14 protein-coding genes are annotated in these 20,835 nt (G+C 37.8%); 7 read left to right on the plus strand and 7 right to left on the minus strand.

Annotated elements, in window-relative coordinates:
* Positions 1-6 precede the first annotated feature (6 nt).
* The 3 genes from LVD15_RS19780 (at position 7) to LVD15_RS19790 (ending at position 1,730) form a co-directional block, all read left to right on the plus strand.
* Positions 7-372 carry a tRNA pseudouridine synthase A gene (locus tag LVD15_RS19780; protein WP_233776940.1) on the plus strand — a complete coding sequence of 122 codons (366 nt, stop codon included), beginning with the start codon at positions 7-9 and terminating at the stop codon, positions 370-372.
* A 25-nt stretch (positions 373-397) separates the two neighbouring features.
* Complete coding sequence (locus tag LVD15_RS19785; protein WP_233776941.1) at positions 398-781, plus strand: tRNA pseudouridine synthase A; 384 nt, start codon at positions 398-400, stop codon at positions 779-781.
* A 214-nt stretch (positions 782-995) separates the two neighbouring features.
* On the plus strand, positions 996-1,730 hold the full coding sequence (locus LVD15_RS19790; protein WP_233776942.1) for a TlpA family protein disulfide reductase: 735 nt from the start codon (positions 996-998) through the stop codon (positions 1,728-1,730).
* A 56-nt stretch (positions 1,731-1,786) separates the two neighbouring features.
* On the opposite strand, the gene serA is transcribed toward LVD15_RS19790, so the two are convergent.
* Entirely contained in the window at positions 1,787-3,682 is a 1,896-nt protein-coding gene (gene serA, locus LVD15_RS19795; RefSeq protein ID WP_233776943.1) for a phosphoglycerate dehydrogenase, read from the minus strand.
* Positions 3,683-4,000: 318 nt separating this feature from the next.
* Between serA and LVD15_RS19800 the strand changes: the two genes are divergently transcribed.
* Positions 4,001-5,983, plus strand: a complete 1,983-nt coding sequence (locus LVD15_RS19800) for a Cache 3/Cache 2 fusion domain-containing protein (protein WP_233776944.1) — start codon at positions 4,001-4,003, stop codon at positions 5,981-5,983.
* Positions 5,984-6,050: 67 nt separating this feature from the next.
* Here LVD15_RS19800 and pgi read toward each other — a convergent pair whose 3' ends face one another.
* On the minus strand, positions 6,051-7,697 hold the full coding sequence (gene pgi, locus LVD15_RS19805; protein WP_233776945.1) for a glucose-6-phosphate isomerase: 1,647 nt from the start codon (positions 7,695-7,697) through the stop codon (positions 6,051-6,053).
* A 436-nt stretch (positions 7,698-8,133) separates the two neighbouring features.
* On the opposite strand from pgi, the gene LVD15_RS19810 reads away from it, so the two are divergent.
* The 3 genes from LVD15_RS19810 to LVD15_RS19820 all read left to right on the plus strand — a co-directional run bounded on the left by LVD15_RS19810 (position 8,134) and on the right by LVD15_RS19820 (position 12,932).
* On the plus strand, positions 8,134-10,356 hold the full coding sequence (locus LVD15_RS19810; protein WP_233776946.1) for a GAF and PAS domain-containing protein: 2,223 nt from the start codon (positions 8,134-8,136) through the stop codon (positions 10,354-10,356).
* 75 nt (positions 10,357-10,431) lie between these two features.
* Positions 10,432-11,751 (plus strand): BNR repeat-containing protein, encoded by a 1,320-nt coding sequence (locus tag LVD15_RS19815; RefSeq protein ID WP_233776947.1) that lies wholly within the window; start codon positions 10,432-10,434, stop codon positions 11,749-11,751.
* Between the two features lie 17 nt (positions 11,752-11,768).
* Entirely contained in the window at positions 11,769-12,932 is a 1,164-nt protein-coding gene (locus tag LVD15_RS19820; RefSeq protein ID WP_233776948.1) for a glycoside hydrolase family 88 protein, read from the plus strand.
* Positions 12,933-13,016: 84 nt separating this feature from the next.
* Here LVD15_RS19820 and LVD15_RS19825 read toward each other — a convergent pair whose 3' ends face one another.
* From LVD15_RS19825 to LVD15_RS19845, 5 genes are all read right to left on the minus strand, one after another.
* Entirely contained in the window at positions 13,017-16,106 is a 3,090-nt protein-coding gene (locus LVD15_RS19825; protein ID WP_233776949.1) for an efflux RND transporter permease subunit, read from the minus strand.
* Positions 16,107-16,146: 40 nt separating this feature from the next.
* Entirely contained in the window at positions 16,147-17,256 is a 1,110-nt protein-coding gene (locus LVD15_RS19830; protein ID WP_233776950.1) for an efflux RND transporter periplasmic adaptor subunit, read from the minus strand.
* 13 nt (positions 17,257-17,269) lie between these two features.
* On the minus strand, positions 17,270-18,586 hold the full coding sequence (locus LVD15_RS19835; RefSeq protein WP_233776951.1) for a TolC family protein: 1,317 nt from the start codon (positions 18,584-18,586) through the stop codon (positions 17,270-17,272).
* 96 nt (positions 18,587-18,682) lie between these two features.
* A complete protein-coding gene (locus tag LVD15_RS19840) occupies positions 18,683-20,026 on the minus strand; it encodes a HAMP domain-containing sensor histidine kinase (protein ID WP_233776952.1) in 1,344 nt (447 codons plus the stop codon).
* Entirely contained in the window at positions 20,023-20,706 is a 684-nt protein-coding gene (locus tag LVD15_RS19845) for a response regulator transcription factor (protein WP_233776953.1), read from the minus strand. The genes LVD15_RS19840 and LVD15_RS19845 overlap by 4 nt, the downstream gene beginning before the upstream one ends.
* Between the last annotated feature and the right edge of the window lie 129 nt (positions 20,707-20,835).

A 20,835-nucleotide genomic window follows, 5' to 3' on the forward strand; every position in this document is an offset into this window, starting at 1 on the left:
GAAGGAATGAAGAAATTTTATTACCTCATTCATTTTCAGTTTTTGGGTTTTCGCTATCATGGCTGGCAAAAGCAATTGCAGGTGAAGACCGTGCAGGGGATGATAGAAAAGACACTCACCTTTGTGCTGGGGCATGATAACTATCGTACGTTGGGCTCTTCCCGCACTGATGCTATGGTATCAGCAGAGGGAGGAGTTTTTGAACTTTTCACCCGAGAGCCTATTGATATTGAATCCATTTTTGAACAGCTCAACTTGAACTTGCCTAGCGACATCAAGGCGCTAAAAATGGAGGAGACAGATAAGAATTTCAACATCATACAACACTCCAAAACAAAAGGAATATCTCTATCTTTTTTCCTTTGGAGCTAAAAACCATCCTTTTGCGGCGCCTTTTATGAGCTACATTATCCAGGATTTAGACCTGGATATCATGAAGCAAGGAGCCAAACTTTTTCAGGGTGCTCATAATTTTAAGAATTATGCTTACAAGCCTTCAGATGTAACTGTTTTTGATCGTGTAATTGATGAAGCTGAAATAGTTAAAAATGAGCTGTATACGGCCAATTTTTTCCCTGAGCAAAGCTACATCTTCAGGGTGAAAGGAGAGGGCTTTATGCGTTATCAGGTACGGCTGATGATGGGAGCCTTATTCCTACTGGGTAAAGGAGAGATTACTTTGGCAGACCTACAAAACTCACTCGAAGATCCTGATTTTGGATCATTTAGCTATATCGCCCCGGCTTCGGGCTTGATTTTGAAAGGGGTGGAGTTTAAATAATAGGCCTATTCTACTTTTGTGCCGCATAGATCAGGATATATGAATCTGCGCTGGATCGAAACGGCTGCAGACCCATGATTCATGGTAAAAGAACTATGAAAGGTAATGTTTGGGTGTCAGAAGAAGGCTATAAACGTATTGTTGATTTTAATTTTTGGATAAATTTGGTGCTTGAGTATAACCCAAAGGCTAAATCATCTAAAAAGAAGAAATCATGAAATACATACTGCCCCTCGTTGTTTTATTGGTCATGGCAAGCTGCAATGATAAACAAGCAGCACATGAAGAAGCTGAAACAGCATCGGTTGAACCCCAGGGTTATTATAAAGATTTGATTAAGGATAAGGTGTTAACCGAAGATGAATACCTTCAATTCAGAAAGGACCTCAAAAAAAAGTATCAGGATAGTACGGGCAATACCAGCGTGGTTTTTCATTTATATAATAGAGTAAGTAGTTCTGATTCTATTATTCAGGAATTTAAGTACACTGTGAAGCAAGGGCACAAGTACCTGTATAGTGGCTCTAAAGCGGCTTTATTTAATTATTTAAACACCTCATTTCCTAACAAAGAATTTCCAACCCTTAAAGGAGATAAAGTTATATTAGCAGGAGGAGGAAGGCCCATGCTTATTAACTTCTGGTTTACTCAATGTGCCCCATGCGTGAAGGAAATGCCTATTCTCAACGATTTGCAAACCAAGTATAAACAGCAGATGGATTTTGTGGCCATTACTTTTAGCAAAGCTGAAGAGGTAGAGAAATTTCTACCCAAGCACCCTTTTACATTTACTCAAGTGACCAATGCAGCCAGTTTTATTGATGAACTAGGTATTATGGATTATCCTACCACGATATTTATTAATAAAGACGGAAAACTAATCTATATAGAAGCAGCCGTGTTGGGAAAAGGAGAGGAATTTGAGAAGCTGATAGAGGAATTGATTTAAAACAAAAAATCCCCTAACAAGAGGGGATTTAATAATTATTTTAAGCTTGGAGACTATTAATAAAGTACTCTAAACTTAATAGTATGTTCTATTTCTTTTAAGGCTTCAATCACATGCGGATCATAGGCCTTATCAATATCAGTAATTACATAGCCAATGGTCTCATTGGTTTTAAGGTATTGACCTACAATGTTGATATCATGATCTGCCAGCACTTTATTGATTTTTGCTAATATGCCAGGCATATTCAGGTGAATATGAATCAGGCGATGAGCATTTTCTAATGATGGCAGCTGTAGGTTAGGGAAGTTAACACTGTTAGAGGTACTCCCTGTGTTGATGTACTCCATGATTTTGCCAGGCACAAACTGGGCTATGTTTTCCTGAGCTTCTATGGTGCTACCACCAATGTGTGGGCTCAGAATAGTGTTTGGTAAAGAGCGTAGTTCTGAAATAAACTCATCGTCATTACTTTTAGGCTCTTCAGGGAAAACGTCAATTGCGGCTCCGGCAATTTTACCACTTTCAATGTTTTTCTTAAGGGCAGCAATATCTACCACGTGACCACGGCTTAAGTTAAGGAAAATGACATCATCTTTCATCCAGTCAAACTCCTGTTCGCCAATCATGTTTTTATTTTCAGGGCGGCCATCTACGTGTAGTGTAACAATGTCAGAATTATTAAGCAATTCTTCCAGTGAGTCTGCTTTACGAACGTTACCTAAAGCCAGCTTTTCGGTGACGTCATAGTAAGTAACAATAAGCCCTAAAGATTCTGCTAATACTGAAAGCTGCGCGCCAATATTTCCATAACCAATAATACCCAAATGCTTGCCTCTAATCTCATAGCTGCCTTTGGCTGATTTGTCCCACTGACCGTCATGCATTTTTGTAGAACGGTCGAATAGCTGCCTCATCAGAACAATAATTTCTGCTATGGCTAACTCTACCACTGATCGGGTATTGCTAAATGGAGCATTAAATACTGCCACACCCTTTTTAAGGCATGCTTCCAAGTCAATTTGGTTAGTGCCGATGCAGAAAGCACCTACGGCTATCAAACGGTTAGCACTTTCCAGTACTCTGGCAGTAACCTGAGTTTTAGACCTGATACCTAATATGGATACGTTCTTAATTTTTTCGCAAAGCTCGTCTTCATCAAGTCCGGCAGGGTAAACTTCTACATTATATCCTTCTTCTTTCATCAGCCTGATGGCCTCTGGGTGGATGTTTTCCAACAGAAGAACATTAATTCTATTCTTAGGGTATGATATAGCTGTGTTCAATTTGTTCAAGTATAAAAATTCGTCTAAACTAGGAGTAATATGATCTGCTTTTGCCAGTACACTAGCCCTTTCCACATTTTCAGTGAAAGCATAAAACTTATTGGCCAGCCCGGAAGCCTTAATTTCATAATCGGTATATCCGTCTCCAATCACATAAACGTCTCCGTGCAGATCTAGTTGTTTAAGTTGCTCTACTTTTCCATTATTAACAGAAAGCACATTGTCTTTATCAAAGCCAATAATATCTCCTTTGTCATCAAATACAAATGAATTAGCAAATACATTTTCTGCTTTTACACCATATTTTGTTACAATAGGCACTATGAAATCACGGAAACCATTAGAGATGATAAAAATATTTTCCGATTGGGTGGTTAAAAACTCTTTATTCCTTTTAAAGCTCTTGGAAACCAGCTTTTTCAAAGCTTCTACCAATGGAGGTAAATGCTTTTTGTTGGCTCCTAAAATGGCTACTCTCTGCTCTAAAGACTCTCTGAAAGTGAGTCTGCCACTCATCCCTTCATCGGTGATGTCTTTGATTTTTTGTACACGTTCGTCCTTTTCTGGACTTCCCTCCAGGGCTATCTCTGCCAATACATCTAATGCCTCTACCTGCGTAAAAGTGCTATCGAAATCTATGACAAAATATTTCTTACCGTTTTGCATGGTTCTGTTTTATTTCGAGAACGAAATAACAGGATATACTTACCTTTTGAAAGTGTTTTAGCGAAAAATATTATTGTTTCAATATCAATCGTTTGCAAATGTATAATTTATAAATTATTTTCATATTACCATTTTCCTATCTCAGTATGGGTTAGGTTACCACAACATGGTTTCTTAAATTAATACAAAAGGATTTACCAACTCGTCCTTATAATCAACATAAACCAATGCTACGATCGATTGCTCGTGGTCTATGTAATGGATTAAAAATTAAGGCGATTTCGCATGGTAAAACTTTTTACAATCCTCAAAAAGAGGATGAGACACAAAATGGTACTGTTCAATGCTATCATTTTGACAGTTACCCTATTTATAGTTTCCCTTTTACTTTACAGCAACCAAAAAGCGTATATTCTAAATAGCAGTAATGAGCAGATGCAGCTCTATCTGCAGGATATGGTAGATCTTTTGGATTTGCAGATCAAAGAAAAACAGCTGCAGGTAGATCTTGCCCTAGATGTAGCACGAGATCAGTTATTGCTTAATGGTGAGCTTAGAAGAGACTCTGTAGGGATATCCATAGAAGCTACTAATCAGGAGACTAAAGAGGTGAAAGAGGTGGAGATTTATTCGCTTTACTCTGGTGATATTCCTTTTTATAATGATTTTGACATAGTAGATAAAGTCCAAAACCTAACCGGCCAAACCGCAACTCTATTTCAAAAAATTGAAGGAGGTTATTTGCGGGTATCTACTAACGTACGTAAGCTGGATGGTACCAGAGCCGTAGGTACTTATATTCCGCAAAACTCACCGGTAATACAGACTGTAGAGCAAGGCAGAACCTTTAAGGGCAGAGCTTTTGTTGTTAATGATTGGTATCTCACAGCCTATGAGCCTATCAGGTATAATAATGAAATAGTAGGTATACTCTATGTGGGTGTGAAGGAAAAGGATCTTAACTATCTTAAGGAAAAATTTTATGAAAAACATTATCTCACTTCCGGTTATCCTTATGCAATAACTCATGAAGGTGAGCTTCTTATCCATCCATTTTTAGAAAATGAATCAGTGGCTAATGAAAAATGGTTTGGTAAAATGACTCGTGATAAGAAGGGGATGGTGGCCAACGAATGGGGTAGCAAAAATGAAGATGAGGCCATGATGCATTACTTTATAAATTATGATGCTTTTGACATGACCCTGGCCATAGCTGTTCCTAAAGCTGAATTAATAGATGCTCCTTTGAATGAATTAAGAAATATAATATTTGGTGGCCTTATCATAATTCTTGCGATACTGCTCACGCTGATATCAATATTCGTGAATAGGCAAATGGCTCCTTTGTTAGTGATTAATGAGCAATTACATCGGGTTTCGCAGCGTAAAGATGTAGAACCACTTACTATGGATAGGGAAGATGAGATAGGCACTATTAATAATTCGTTGAATCAGGTAATTGCAGGCAATGAGAGTACCACCAAGTTTGCAGAAGCTATAGGTGAGCATAAGTTTGATGTTGAATTTAAAGCCTTAAGTGAAGAAGATGTACTAGGTCAGGCTTTATTAGGTATGAGAAAGAGCTTGAAAGCATCAGCTGAAGAGAACAAACAACGCTCATGGATAAATCAAGGTCATAATTTATTAAACTCTATCATAAGGGCCAATCAAGATACTATAACAGGGCTTTGTAAGGCATTTTTGCCAGAGCTTGTCCGTTATACAGATGCATGCCAGTCAGGCATTTACATTCATGAACAGGAAGGTAACCATCAGTATTTGGTGCTCAGAGGAGCCTACGCCTGGGGTCAGCACAAGCATGTAAAGCATAAAATGGAGATAGATGAAGAGCTATCACATAGCATGGTAGATCAGGTGTTTTTAGAGGGAAAGTCTATTTTACTGAAAGGTTTGCCTGATAATTATGTGAATATCACATCTGGCCTTGGGAGTGCTAATCCTAACCATATCATTATATTGCCGTTGCTTTATAATGATGATGTACTCGGCGTATTGGAAATAGCGAGTTTTAATGAGATTACTAAAGTGGTAGAAGAGTTCCTTACTCAGACTGCAGAAAATTTGGCTGCTTCTATAGCATCATTAACTACTGCTACCAAAACAAAACTATTATTGGCCGAAACTCAGAACAAGACCAGTGAATTAGCTTCTATGGAGGAAGAGGTAAGGCAAAACCTGGAAGAGATGCAGGCTACTAATGAAGAAATGAATAGAAAAGAGAAAGAATATCTCACCCGAATAGAAGAGCTTGAAAATGAAATAAAGAAGCTAAAAGAGTAGAATGCTTCAGGTATAAAAAAGGCCGTTTCTGATTGTAAGAAACGGCCTTTTTTCTTTTTCAAAACTGTTATTTTTTCAAAGCTTTATATTTATTAATTAACCCATTGGTAGAACTGTCATGAGAAGTAACTTCTCCGTCAGCTTCCAGTTCAGGTAAAATTTTCTTAGCTAATTGCTTACCTAATTCTACACCCCATTGATCAAAACTAAAGATGTTCCATATAACACCTTGAACAAAGATTTTATGCTCATACATGGCTATAAGGCTACCTAAAGTTTTAGGAGTAAGTTTCTTAAATAAGAATGAGTTAGTAGGTCTGTTACCAGAAAACTCTTTGAATGAAGGTAAGAAAGCTTTTTCTTCTTCACTTAAGTTGCCTAGTTCAGCTAATACTTCTTCTTTGGTTTTCCCGTTCATCAAGGCCTCTGTTTGAGCAAAGAAATTAGCCATTAGCTTGTCATGATGATCACCTAATGGATTATAACTGATGGCAGGAGCCAAGAAGTCGCAAGGAATAAGCTTAGTGCCCTGGTGAATTAGCTGATAAAAAGCATGCTGACCATTAGTGCCAGGCTCACCCCAAATAATAGGTCCTGTTTGGTAATCTACCAGCTTGCCGTTACGATCTACAGACTTACCGTTACTCTCCATATCTCCTTGCTGGAAGTAAGCCGCAAATCGATGCATATATTGATCATAAGGAAGTAAGGCGTGAGATTGCGCTCCAAAGAAGTTGTTATACCAAATGCCTAGTAAGCCTAAAATTACTGGTATATTTTCTTCAAAAGGAGTTGATTTAAAGTGGTTATCCATAGCATGAGCACCGGCCAGTAGCTCCTCGAAGTTTTCATATCCGATAGTACAAGCTATAGATAAGCCTATGGCAGACCAAAGAGAGTATCTACCGCCAACCCAGTCCCAGAACTCAAACATGTTTTGAGTATCTATACCAAATTCGGCTACAGCCTCAGCATTGGTAGAAATAGCTACAAAGTGTTTCTTTACATGTTCTGTCTCTTTTGCTTTCTCTAAAAACCAATCTCTGGCGCTGAGAGCATTAGTCATGGTTTCCTGAGTAGTAAAAGTTTTAGAGGCGATCATAAACAAAGTAGTTTCAGGATCTGCCTTTTTTAGAGTTTCTGCTATATGAGTAGCATCAACATTAGAAACAAAATAAGTGTTAATATTTTCTTTCTTATAAGGTTTAAGAGCTTCTGTAACCATTACCGGGCCTAAATCAGAACCTCCAATACCTATGTTTACAATGGTATTAATATTTTTACCTGTATATCCTTTCCATTCACCGCTAATTATAGCGTTAGAAAAGGTCTCTATTTGCTTTAAAACTTTATTTACATCAGGCATTACATCAGCACCGTCTACGTTAATAGGAGTGTTAGACCTGTTACGTAGGGCTGTATGTAGTACTGCGCGTTTTTCTGTTTTATTAATCAGCTCACCTGAAAACATGCCATCAATCGCTTCCTGTAGCTTTGTTTCCTTGGCCAGGGAGACTAAAAGATCAAATGTTTCCTGATTAATTCTGTTTTTTGAAAAATCAAACAGAATGTCCTCAAATTGCAAGTTGAACTTTTTGAACCTTTCAGCATCTTCTCCGAAAAGGTCTTTCATGTGTACCTGTTGTATCTCTGAAAAATGTTTTTCCAGTTTCTTCCAGGCCTCTGTACTTGTAGGTGTAATATTTGGAAACATGAGAATTAATTTTTTAAACTTTTGTTGGGCGAATTTATGAAAGTGACCAAAACAATGAAATATAAACCCACTTTAAATATAAAAGTTGCTTGATAATGTTATTTGAGACTGATAAAAGGCACATCCATTATATGGAAAAATTTCCTGCTTAAGGATTTATTTTTAATTCCTTAACCCTTAAAAATCGATGTTTGACCACTTTTTATGCTTGGCATGAAATTGATAATAAACAAAGTGTTATATGAAATAGTTAAATACGGTGTTATTTATCACAACATTTTACCACCCATATTAATTATGACAACCATTTGGGTTGGTAAAGAGTTGAAAAAAACCGAAAGCTATTCAATATCAGTATATTATGTGTTCCTGTTTCTGATAAATTTTTCTGAAGGAGGTACTTTTTGCACTGATTATGAAATTGAATGAAAAAATTATGAGAATAAAAACTTCAGTATTAATCACTTCATCGATAGCGCTTGCCGGAGTTTTGGTAGCTGCTATGGTGTTTTTTGTTCAACAAAGAATAATACGCACCTATGAAGAGTACACACCCTATGTGGTGTTAGGAGAGGAAGTAGGTAGCTCAATAACTAAGGCCCACTTACATTTAGAGGAGTATATGGCAGGAAATAAGGCTGTAAATCTGAAGTCAGAGGTGTTCGATTTGTTCGCTCAATCAGATAAAATACTAAATCAAGCCAAAAACGCTCAAGAAAATAAGTCAGGAGATTTTACAGCTTTAGAGGATAAGGAGGTAGATGAAATTCTTAATCATAGCATTAACTCTGTTAATAAATTAAGAGTATTGGCTGAAAAGAGAATTGTTAATAAGAACGCTAAGGCAAGTGTAGATTTTAATGAGGCTTATGATAATCTAGAGCTCAATTTAGAAAACTTAGTGGCTAAAGTTCAACAGAAAACCGAAAATGAGGTAGCTGACCTTAAGCTTCTGTCATTAATATGTATAGTAACCATTCTTTTGGTAGTAGGTGTTTTAAGCGTACTAACCTATAGAGTTGAGCACAAAAGTGAGGTATCTAGAGAAGCTAATGAAGAGAAGCTTCAGAACGAAAATGAAAGGATTACAAAGTTCACTAATTTCGTAGATTCAATAGCCTCTGGTGATTTTAATAAGTCTCTAGAAGTGAAAAATGAAGATGTTTTTGCCTCTACATTGGTAAAAATGAAAGATCAGCTGTATGCTAACAAGGTGGAAGATGAAAAGCGTAATTGGATTAACTTAGGCCTTGCTAAGTTTGCTGAGTTGCTGAGAAATAGTGACAATCTGAAAGATCTGTCTGATAACATAATAAGTAATTTGGTAAGGTATTTACATGCTAATCAGGGTGCTCTGTTTGTTGTAGAAGGGCCGGATAGAGGTGAGTACTTAGAGTTAAAAGCATCTTATGCCTATGAGAGAAAGAAATTCGTAGATAAGAAAATATACCCTAAGGAGGGACTTGTTGGTCAGTGCTGGATAGAAGGTGATAAAATACTTTTGAAGGATGTACCTCAAGACTATATGAATATTACCTCTGGAATAGGAGCAGCAGTACCTACAGAAGTAATTATAGTACCTCTAAAGATTAATGAGGAGATTTATGGAGTGATTGAAATCGCCTCTTTCAAAGAGTTTGAAAGTCATGAGATTGACTTTATTGAGAAAGTGGCGGAGAACATTGCCTCTACTATATCTGCGGCTAAAAACAGTGAAACCACTCGTACTTTATTAAAGTCTAGCCGTGAGCAATCTGAAATGCTTAGATCTCAGGAAGAAGAGATGAGGCAGAACATGGAAGAGTTACAAGCTACCCAAGAGGAGATGGAAAGAGTTTCAAGTGAGATGGCTGAGCAGATAAAAGTGGTAAATGCTACTTTGGCTACAGTGGAATTTGACTTGAATGGTATTATTAGGGAGGCGAATGACAACTTTATTCAGTTGGTAGGTTACGCTAGAGAAGAAATAGTAGGTAATCATCATAGAATGCTGGTAAGTCATGAAAATGTTAATGGTAAGTCATATGCCCGATTTTGGTCACGATTATCAAAAGGAGAGGCTTTTAGTGGTGAATTTAGAAGAATAACTAAGAGCGGTAAAGAAGTTTGGATTAGAGGTGTTTATAGTCCGGTATTTGATGTTAACGGAAATCCTCAGAGAGTAGTGAAATACGCTTATGACATTACTAAGGAGAAGAATCAGGAGAAAAACATGGCCAGGATAGCCAATGAAATGTCTGAGCAACTTAGAGTGATTAATGTTACCATGGCTACAGTAGAGTTTAGTTTAGATGGTACCATAAAAGGAGCCAACCAGAACTTCCTTAAACTTATGGGTTATAATAAGGAAGATCTAATAGGAAAGAATCATAGTGTACTAGTAACCGCCGAAGAGAAAGCCGGAGACGATTACAGAGAGTTTTGGAAGAAACTGGCTGCGGGTGAGTCGTTTAACGGGGAGTTTAAAAGAATAAGAAGAGGCGGATCTCAAGTTTGGATTAAAGGAATGTACAGTCCGATATTAAACAATGAAGGGGTGCCTGTGAAAGTGCTGAAAGTAGCCTATGACATTACCTTGGAGAAAACTCAGGAAGAAATAATGAGAGAGCAACTTAAAGAACTAGAAAGCCTAAAGGAGCTTAGCTATAGAGTAAATTAAGTTTTTCTATAATTAGATAATTAAAATCACACTTCTAATGGGGTGTGATTTTTCTTTTTTTGGTAGTTTAAGGGCATGAAATCTTATTTGGCTTTCACTGTCTTTTTTTTATCTTTTTTTCAATCCTTTGCTCAGACCAGCTATTCAAGCATATCTAAAGCGTGGTCTAAAAATTCAGTTAATACGGTTATTTTTAGAAAGAACTCGTTAGTAACATATGGCGAATATCAATTTGCCGCTTATTATGACGATGACCGATCTGTAGTGTTGGCTAAGAGAAAGATCGGAAATAGACAGTGGGATTATCGAAAAACACAATATTTTGGTAATGCACAAGATGCACATAATACCATAAATATAATGGTGGATGGTGAGGGATACTTGCATGTAGCCTGGGATCACCATAATAATAAATTGCATTATGCTATTAGTAATGCGCCTTTATCATTAGATCTGGGTGCGGCTGTGAGCATGACCGGGCAGGATGAAGAGTATGTTACTTATCCTGAATTTTACAAAATGCCTTCGGGTGATTTAACATTTTTGTATAGAAACGGAGAGTCAGGCAGTGGAGATCTGGTGCTAAAAAGGTATGATCTCCAGCAAAAAAGTTGGGAAACCCTACAGAAAAACCTCATAGATGGCGAAAATGAGCGTAATGCTTATTGGCAGGCTGTGGTAGATGACAAGGGTGTTATTCACCTTTCTTGGGTGTGGAGAGAGACTTGGGATGTATCTACTAATCATGATATGTGCTACGCCCGCTCTAAAGATGGAGGCAAGACCTGGGAGAATTCTACAGGAAAAGCATATCAGTTACCCATTAACCAGGAAAGTGCTGAGGTAATTTATGAGATCCCTCAAAATAGTGGCTTAATTAATCAGACCTCTATGACTGTAGATGGAAAAGGAAATCCTATAGTAGCGACTTATTTTAAAGATAGCCATACTGGAATACAGCAATATCAAGTGATATATGATGAAGGAGGAAGTTGGCATAGCTCAGTTATATCTAACAGAAACGAGGCCTTTGATTTAGGAGGCGGTGGCACTAAGAAAATACCAATTTCCAGACCTCAGATTTTATATGGCAATTATGATGGAGTACCTTTCGCTATGCTAATCTATCGTGATCAGGCGAATGATAATAAGGCTTCTGTTTATATTAATCCTGAGTTTCCTAAAGGGGAATGGTTTTCTGTAGATTTATGGAATAAGAGCCTGGGAGATTGGGAACCTACTTATGATACAGAGCTGTGGAGAAACTGCCAAATGCTCAGTTTATTCGTGCAAAATGTGGAGCAGATAGATGGAGAAGGTCTTTCTCAGCAAGAGCCTACTATGGTTTATGTGCTTGACTATAAACCTTATAAGGAATTAACAAACCGGAAATAATCTAACCTCAACCAATAATGAAAACTACTTATACTTTTTTAATGGCTGTTGCTTTATTTTTTTGCGCTTGCACCCCTGATAAAGTGGCTGAAATGAGCCGAGAGAACTTTAAGGATGGTGCTGCTCAGTATAAATATATGATGAAGCAACTACCTGATGGTGTTTTTCCTCAGACTTTTGAAAATGGAGAATTCAAGACCAGTGGCAGTGGCTGGTGGTGCAGTGGGTTTTATCCTGGCTCTCTTATATATCTTTATGAGCAAACTAAAGATGATAGTTTACTCACAGAGACCAAACGAATTTTAGAAATACTCAAAAAAGAGCAATACAATACTACTACTCATGACCTGGGTTTTATGATGTATTGCAGCTTTGGTAATATGCTTTCCATTGATCCTAAGCCAGAGTATAAGGAAATTTTATTAAATAGTGCCAAGTCACTTTCTTCTCGCTTTAGTGAAAAGACAGGCTGTATTAAATCTTGGGATTCCAGACCAGAAGATTATTTAGTAATTATAGATAATATGATGAATCTGGAGCTGCTTTTTTGGGCTACCCAGGAAACGGGAGACTCTACTTATTATGATATAGCCGTTACCCATGCAAATACTACTATGGAAAATCATTTTAGATCAGACTATAGCTCTTATCATGTTTTGAATTATGATTCACAGACCGGAAAAGTAAAAGAAAAGCGTACCGCTCAAGGTTATGCAGACTCTTCTGCTTGGGCTCGCGGACAGAGCTGGGGATTATATGGCTACACTGTGGTTTATCGCTTCACTCATGATGAGAAATATCTGGAACAAGCGAAACATATTGCTGAGTTTATATTGAATCATCCGAACCTGCCGGAAGACAAAATTCCTTATTGGGATTATGATGCGCCTAATATACCTAACACTAAAAGAGATGCTTCTGCTGGAGCGGTTATGGGTTCTGCATTTTTAGAATTAGCTAAATATGTTGATCAAGAGAGTGCAGATAAGTATAAAGCTACAGCTAAAACTATCATAGAAACATTATCTTCTCCAGAATATAAAGCGGAGATAGGTACTAATGGAGGTTTCGTGCTTAAGCATAGTGTTGGTCATTTTGATCAGGGTACTGAGGTGGACGTGCCGCTTACTTATGCTGATTACTATTTCTTCGAAGCCATGAAACGCTATTTGGAGTGGTAATTTAAGTTTTAGAATGCCTTAGAAAAAAGAAAAGACCGCCTCATTACGAGGCAGTCTTTAACGAATCAACCAGCAAGGAAGATCTTATTTATCTTCATTTCTATAAGCCAGGTAGAAAAGCTGTGGCAGCACTGTAAATGATAATAACATACAGATGATGAGTCCACCGCAAATCATAATGGCCAGGGGCTTTTGGACCTCAGATCCCATGCCATTAGATAAGGCAGCAGGCAGTAAGCCCAGCGATCCCATAAGTGCTATCATGACCACAGGCCGGATACGGCTGTAAACTCCTTCAGAAATGGCCTCTTTTAAAGGCATTTTCTCTTGTAGGTTTTCTTTCATTACCGCTACCAGTATGATCCCATCAATAGTACATACTCCGAAAAGTATTATGAAGCCTATACCTGCCGAGATGCCGAATATGGTGCCTGTAACCCAAAGCGATACAAAACCGCCTATAAAAGCGAAGGTAACGGTAGATATGGCTATGAGCATATCTTTAATATTTCCGAAATTCATATAAAGTAAGAATACAATCAATAGGAGAGCAGCCGGTACAATGATGGTCAACTGCTTGGTAGCCCTTTCTTTACTTTCGAATTCACCAGCCCATTCTAAGCGGTTATTCTTAGGGAAGTGTAGCTGTTCATCTACTTTCTTTTGAGCCTCATTAATGGTGCTTCCTAAATCACGACCTTCTATACTGAAACCAACGGCAGTATAGCGGCTGCTACCATCTCTATAGATAAATGCAGGACCCGTTTTGAAACTGATATCTGCTATTTCTTTCAGTTGCACTTCTTTACCAGTAAGGGTAGGAATCAGTATATTTCCAATAGATATTTCATCATCTCTGTAGCCTTCTTCAAAGCGGATTTGAATATCGAATTTCCTTTCATCTTCATAGAAATAAGAAGCCGTTTTACCTCCAATAGCCATTTCTACTACAGTTTGAGCATCTTCAGTATTCACGCCATATTGAGCCATTTTAGCTTCATTAAGCTGAATTCTGAGTTCAGGAAGACCAATGTTATTGTATACTTTTATACCTGTAATGCCATGAACCGTTTTTAAAACTTCAGCTACTTCATTAGCCTGATCTTCCATTTTATATAGGTCATCACCAAAAATTTTTACTACCAGAGAGCTTTTCACTCCGGCTACAAATTCCTCTACGTTATCTTGAATAGGTTGGCTAAACCCAAAATTGATTCCTGGGAAAACCTGCAGGCTGTCTTTCATTCTGCTAAGCAGTTCTTCTTTGGTTTCATCTCTGGCCCATTCATCTTGAGGGTGGAGTTCTATGTGAAATTCATTATTGAAAAAGCCGGTAGGGTCAGTTCCATCATTAGGCCTACCAGTTTGGTTAAGTACAAATTTCACTTCATCAAATTCACTGAGCTTTTTCTTTATCTTTTTCCCTGTTTTAACTGATTCCTTTAAACTCACACTGTTAGGCAAGGTAGCTCGTACATATACGGCTCCTTCGTTAAGCTGAGGGATAAACTCGGTACCATAATTCATGAAATGTATAGCACAGGCGATCAATATGGCAGTGAATGTGCCAAGTGTAATCTTCTTGTGACTGGTGGTCCAGCGGAAAAGCTTGTAAATATTCTCTCTAAAGAAATTTACCACAGGGTTATTGATAGGCTTCACATTCTTTTGTAGCATGACTTTACACATGGCAGGCACAAAAGTAAGGCTGAGTATAAGAGAGCCTAAAAGTGCATAACCCAGAGTGTAGGCCAATGGAGTGAACATTTTTCCTTCTACCTTTTGAAATGAGAAAATAGGGAAGAGGGCAATGATTAATATTAGCTGAGAAAAGAAAATGTGTGGAGCTACTTTGCTTATGCTGTTTTTAATAGTTCCTGATTTGATCAGCTTATTATATCTATTCAGACCATATTGAGTGGATTTCTCTTCAAGCTGTACGTATACGGTTTCTACAATTACCAGTGTACCTTCCAGAAGTAGTCCAAAATCTAGTGCACCCATAGATATCAGGTTGGCAGGTAGCCCTTGAATTCGCAATAGCGTAATGCTAAATAGGAAAGAAAGAGGTATTACCAATGCTACAGTCACCGTAGTTCTCCAGTTAAAAAGGAATATGAGTACTATTACCGAAACCAAAATGATCCCTTCCATTAGGTTCTTGCTCACTGTTTTTACAGTGGTGTTAACCAATTCTGTTCGGTCAATGAAGGGTTTTATTTTTACATCATCAGGTAATATCTCATTGTTGAGCTGATCTATTTTATGCTTCAGCCTTTCTATGACAGCAGCGGGATTCTCACCTCTAAGCATTACTACAATACCTTCTACTACATCTTCATTATCATCAAGACTTACCTGGCCGAGTCGTGGTTTAGCAGTTTTCTTTACTGTAGCAATATCCTTTACTAATACCGGAGCTTCTCCTCGTACATTAATCAGCGTATTTTCTATATCATTAATAGAAGTGAGCAGTCCCACACCACGAACCACATAGGCTTGTGTTCCTTTTTCAATAATATCGCCACCTACATTTATGTTGCTTTTTGAGATAGCTTCGTAAACATCAAGTGGAGAAAATTCATATTGCTTTAAGGCTACAGGATCTACTTGTATTTGATAGGTCTTTTCTTCACCACCAAAGCTTTGAACATCAGAAATACCGGCTACTGAGAGTAACTCGCGCTCTATAGTCCATTCCTGAATAGCTGTGAGCTCTTTAATGGGGCGATTGCTTTCGATAATGTATCTGAATATTTCTCCTGTGGCACCATATGGCGGATCTATTTCCGCATCAGCACCTTCAGGCATATCTACACCCTGTAAGCGGTTAGAGGCATATTGCTGAGCATAAAAGTCGTCCACTTCATCTTCAAAAATGACTGTAACAACAGATAGGCCAAACAAGGAAATAGATCGGACATTAGACTTTTTAGGAATGGTGTTCATCGACTTCATAATAGGAAGCGTAATGAACTTCTCTACTTCCTCTGCACTTCGGCCTGGCCACTGAGTAATAATCCTGGCTCTGGTGTTAGTAACATCAGGAAAGGCTTCTATGGGCGTGTGTATGTAGCTGATTATTCCTGCTACTGCTAAAAGTATAGTGAGGAAAAATACGATAATAGAATGGCGCAACGCAAAGGATACGATTCCATTGGTGAAATTTTTCATGATAATTTTTTTAAGAAATCAGATAATTGACGATGATCTGTTATTTGGAAGCGTAGGCGTTATACCATAAGATGGCATCATGATCTACAATTTTTTCTCCTGCCTCTAGGCCTCCATCAATGAAATAACCATTCTTATCCTGGTGGCCAATGGTGACGTTTCTTACTTCCATATGGCACTGATCGCCGTCTTTGGCTACTATTACATGGTAGCTGTCATTGTTAAATATTACGGCCTTTTTTGGCAGCCATACAGCTTTATTGTTGAGCTCTCTATGCGCTATTACCGTTACATTTAAGCCAGGCTTGAGGCTCAAGTCACTGTTCTTTAATATAATTCTGGCCTTCACTACGTTTTCATCAGGGTCTATCACCTGAGAGATGTTGTTGATCTCGCCTTTAAAAGTGGTGTCAGCAAAAGCATTACCGCCAATGGTTACTTCCATGCCTTCTTTTACATAAGGAATGTCTTTGGCGTATACATTGGCATTAATCCACACTTCATCTAAGTTAGATAGAGTGAAAAGAGGCTCAGACCCTGCATTAATTTGTAGACCAGAGGCCATGTGGTTGGCCACTATATAGCCGCTAACCGGAGCTTTTATCTCAAAAACACCAGCTTCCGGCTTAGCACTAAATAGTTCTAAGTTAGTTTTTAGGTTGTCTATCTGAGACTCTATCTGAGTAACTTCACTTTGAGACATGATCAGATCTTTCTCAGAAGAAATGCCGTTTTTATAAAAGCTTTCGGTAGACTGCAATTCGCGTTGAGCTACTTTGAGTTGTGCTTGTAACTGCTGCAGGTTCGCTTGCATAGCGTTGAGCTCAGTACTTTTAATAGTAGCCAAAACCTGACCTTTTTCTACTTTATCACCTAGCGATACAAATGTATTAGTCAGTACGCCATCTACAAGGCTTACATATTGCAATACATTGTTAGGGTTGTAATCTACCTTTCCGTTTAAAGAAATTTCATAGCTCACTGGCTTTAAAGAAGCAGAAACTAAATTTTGCATTTCATCGGCAGAGAGGCAAGGCTGCTCGTCGATGGCAGCGGTCTCAGGCTTAGAGTCTGAGCATGAAGTCAGGGTGGCAGAAATACAAAAGCCTATTAAAAAATGCGTTATTATCCTTTTTGATTGACTCTTCATAATCCTTTTTGGTTTAATTTTTTTGATGATGTTGTAGGTTGAGACCAGTAATGTAGTTGAGTTCTTCAAGAGCCGTTAAATACTGCATCTGGTTTTCAAATATGATTTGCATGTTATCTATGTAGGCTTCCATAAAGTCTAGATAACTGAGCATGTTTACTGTCTGATCTTTGAAAAACTGGTTATACGCTTCCATGGATTTATCCAGATCATTTACATAAGAAGCATTAATGGTTTCAAAAAAGCTGGCTACTTGTTGTAGGTTTTTGAGCTTTTGTCTTACCTCACTTTTCACTTTTAAGGTCGCTTCTTGTTGTATGAGTTGCGCCTGATCAATTTCTGCCTGTGCTCTTTTTATGCCACCTTTGTTACGATCGAAAATGGGTAAATCCAGAGCAAAGCCTACACCTATAAAATCTTGCATAATGTTACCCCCTCGGTCATAACCTACAGAAAGGTTTAAGTCTGGTGTTCTTAGTGCTTTTTCGTAAGCAAACTGTTTGTTAGCCTTGCTTACTTGGTGGTTAGCAATGAGTAGTGAGGGTTGATGATCCAGCGCCAGTTCTTGTAATTTGGTAAGCTCTATTTCTTCCGGATTAACTCCGTAATTAAAAGATTCATCAAACACCCCAGTAAAAGATAGGGTGGTGTTATCTTCCAAATTAAGCATTACTATAAGTTGACTTTCCTGTTCGTTGAGCTCTTCATTAATTTCGATAAGCTCATCTTTCATAGCCATGTGGGTGGCTTGCAGTCTTATTAAATCAGCCTTATTAATATTCCCTTCTTCAAACTGCTGTCTGTAAGAATTAATGAGCGTGGCTAATGAAGCTACTTGTCTTTCCAGAAGATCTATATAAAGCTTGCTATATTGAAATTGAAAAATAGTTTCACGAAATTCAGTTCTCAGAGATAATAGAAAGTCCTCTAAATAGGCATCGGCTATTTCCTGATTTACCTGCTCTATGGCTATTCTCTTTTTTCTTTTTCCGGCAAGCTGTACCAGCTGTTCTATTTGTGCACTGATTTGCCTTTGCCTTCCAAATGATTCACTGCCAAACAGTGAAGGGAGCGTTTCTCCGGTCTTTTTTTGGTAACTGGTGCTCCATAGATTAATCTCATCTACTGATAAAGTGGGGTTAGGCCATACTTTGGCTTGTATGACCTCTGCTTCAGCTATATCTATATTAAGTTGCTCGGCCAAAAGCCCCAGGTTCTGCTTGAGCAGGAGGGCTTCAGCTTCTTCCTGACTAAGCGTAAGTTTCTTGTCCTGTGCATGGCATAAGACCGATGAAAATATGATGATAGAAGTAATTATAATATGTTTCACTGCTTTCATTTTTATTACTAATGCAAATGAAGCAGTTACACATTAAGGTAAATTTTAAGCTACATTAAAAATAGATTAAAATCAGATGAGAGCTGTTTAAGGAAAGGATAGAGATATAGTGGTGCCTTGCTCTGGAGCACTTTTTATGTTAATGGAAATGTGGTGAGCTTCCAATATGAGGTAAGCTATACTGAATCCCAGGCCGTTACCATCAATTTTTTCAGTGTTTTTTCCTCTGTAAAAAGGCTGTCTCAAAAATTGAATCTCATCAGGAGATATACCAATTCCCTGGTCTTTAATATCTATTTTTAGCTTATTATCTATCTCATATAGTTTTATTAAAACCTGATCTTTAGAGAATTTAGCGGCATTTTCTATAAGATTAAACATAGCCATATACAGCAGGGTTTCATTGGCTATGGCAGAAAGGATTTGCATTTTCTGAGGCAGTATGTTAATCTCTACCTGAAAACGATCCTGATGCTTAGGGAGTAAGGCTTCTATTATTTCCCAGATGGTTTCATCGATCCTAACATCATGTTTGTCTTTTAAATTTCGCTGTATTCCCGAGAGTAAAAGCAGGTTTTTAAGAATGCGTTCTAACCTTAAAGCGGATTGTAATACATTTTCGGAATTTTCCTTATACTCTTCATTGGTTCTGGGCCTTTGTAAGGTTACTTCAAGAGCATTAATGATAGAAGCTAATGGTGTTTTTAGCTCATGAGAGGCGTGGTCTACAAAGTTCTTCTGCTGTTGATAGCTATTCTTTATTTCTTTGAGCAAATTATTAAAAGCGGCAAACAGGTTCTCTAACTCATCATTGGTTTTAGGGTATGATAGTAGGAGCTCGGTAGAATTAAGGTCCAAAGTATCTACCTGATGAATGATGTTTCTTACCGGCTTGTAAGCATATTTTGCCATTTGCCAAATGAGCAATGTAATAATGAGCATGCCTACACAAAACACGGTAATTAGAATAATGAGCAAGGAGGTCTTTTGCTGTTCTATTAAAGCGTTTTTAGCACTGACTATTACTACAAAATCCCCTTGGTTGTCTTCATAAAAAAGACCGTAATAATAAGTGTCATTAATAGAAAATTGATGAGCGGATTTCTCTTTAATAGTTTCCAGTACCTCAGGATTGATTTCTAATTGAGACTCAGTGTTAAAAGCAGTGGTTTTGCTTTGATCGTAAATGCTTATTTTACGGTCAGGGTTCAGCTGGTAAAAGGCATTCTGGATGGGGAGAAAGTTAGCCCGGTTAAGTTCATCTTTCTCCAGGTAGAACATAGCAGAAATTTGAGCTGTTCTGGAAAGATCTTTATAGAAAATACTTTCAGATGACTTTATGAATGATTTATAAGTAATAAATGATGTGAAGGCAAATACAAAACCAAAGATGGCGCAAGTGATCAGTATGATTTTATGTTGAATTTTCATTCGCTGTCAGTAATCATGTAGCCTCTACCTTTAATAGTTTTTATGAGTTTTTTCTCATTGGGCAGGTCTATTTTATTTCTCAAATAAGAGATGTAAACGTCAATAATATTGGTGTAGGTATCCTGATTTGTATGCCAAACACTTTCTAATATTCTTATTCGGGAAACTACCTTATTCTTTTCTTCTAATAGGCAGCATAAAAGCTGATATTCTTTAGATGATAATTGAATCAATTTATTACCTCTGTAAATCTTGTTTTTGCTCTTGTCTACCTGCAGGTTATCACAGCTGAGAATCTCGTTAGGCTCATGATGTGATTGATGGAACCTGCGGTGAAGTGCGTTAATGCGCGAGATCAGCTCTTTGAAGTGAAAAGGTTTTACAATATAATCATCTGCACCTTTATCTAAAGCAGTAATCTTGTCATCAGTTTCGCCTAAAGCGCTGAGCATTATAATAGGAGTCTTGTTCTTTTTAAAACGGATCATCTCACAGAGCTGAATACCGTTAACCCCGGGCAGCATTACATCCAGGATAATCATATCCCACTGTTCTTGAAAAACTCTATCCCTGGCTTCTACGCCATCAGTGATCCACTCAGTATTGAAGCCCTCTTCTATAAGTCCTTTTTGAATGGACACGCCTAATTTCTGATCATCTTCTACAAGCAGGATTTTCATCTTTCAAAGCTAAGTTACTTTCCTTAATTGATTTTGCTATTTATAAGTAAGCTAGATGCGAATTAAACAAAATTCTTGGTCAAATAGAGGCTGATGCTTGTTTCAATTATCTTATATTAGTTTTAAAGC

Source organism: Fulvivirga maritima (assembly GCF_021389955.1).
Lineage (GTDB): Bacteria > Bacteroidota > Bacteroidia > Cytophagales > Cyclobacteriaceae > Fulvivirga > Fulvivirga maritima.

Excerpts from the sequence above, each read along its gene's own strand:
- LVD15_RS19820 (WP_233776948.1), top strand. The coding sequence starts at position 11,769 with ATGAAAACTACTTATACTTTTTTAATGGCTGTTGCTTTATTTTTTTGC.
- serA (WP_233776943.1), bottom strand. The coding sequence starts at position 3,682 with ATGCAAAACGGTAAGAAATATTTTGTCATAGATTTCGATAGCACTTTT.
- LVD15_RS19780 (WP_233776940.1), top strand. The coding sequence starts at position 7 with ATGAAGAAATTTTATTACCTCATTCATTTTCAGTTTTTGGGTTTTCGC.
- LVD15_RS19790 (WP_233776942.1), top strand. The coding sequence starts at position 996 with ATGAAATACATACTGCCCCTCGTTGTTTTATTGGTCATGGCAAGCTGC.
- LVD15_RS19825 (WP_233776949.1), bottom strand. The coding sequence starts at position 16,106 with ATGAAAAATTTCACCAATGGAATCGTATCCTTTGCGTTGCGCCATTCT.
- LVD15_RS19830 (WP_233776950.1), bottom strand. The coding sequence starts at position 17,256 with ATGAAGAGTCAATCAAAAAGGATAATAACGCATTTTTTAATAGGCTTT.
- LVD15_RS19815 (WP_233776947.1), top strand. The coding sequence starts at position 10,432 with ATGAAATCTTATTTGGCTTTCACTGTCTTTTTTTTATCTTTTTTTCAA.
- LVD15_RS19810 (WP_233776946.1), top strand. The coding sequence starts at position 8,134 with ATGAGAATAAAAACTTCAGTATTAATCACTTCATCGATAGCGCTTGCC.
- LVD15_RS19785 (WP_233776941.1), top strand. The coding sequence starts at position 398 with ATGAGCTACATTATCCAGGATTTAGACCTGGATATCATGAAGCAAGGA.
- LVD15_RS19845 (WP_233776953.1), bottom strand. The coding sequence starts at position 20,706 with ATGAAAATCCTGCTTGTAGAAGATGATCAGAAATTAGGCGTGTCCATT.
- LVD15_RS19800 (WP_233776944.1), top strand. The coding sequence starts at position 4,001 with ATGAGACACAAAATGGTACTGTTCAATGCTATCATTTTGACAGTTACC.
- LVD15_RS19840 (WP_233776952.1), bottom strand. The coding sequence starts at position 20,026 with ATGAAAATTCAACATAAAATCATACTGATCACTTGCGCCATCTTTGGT.
- pgi (WP_233776945.1), bottom strand. The coding sequence starts at position 7,697 with ATGTTTCCAAATATTACACCTACAAGTACAGAGGCCTGGAAGAAACTG.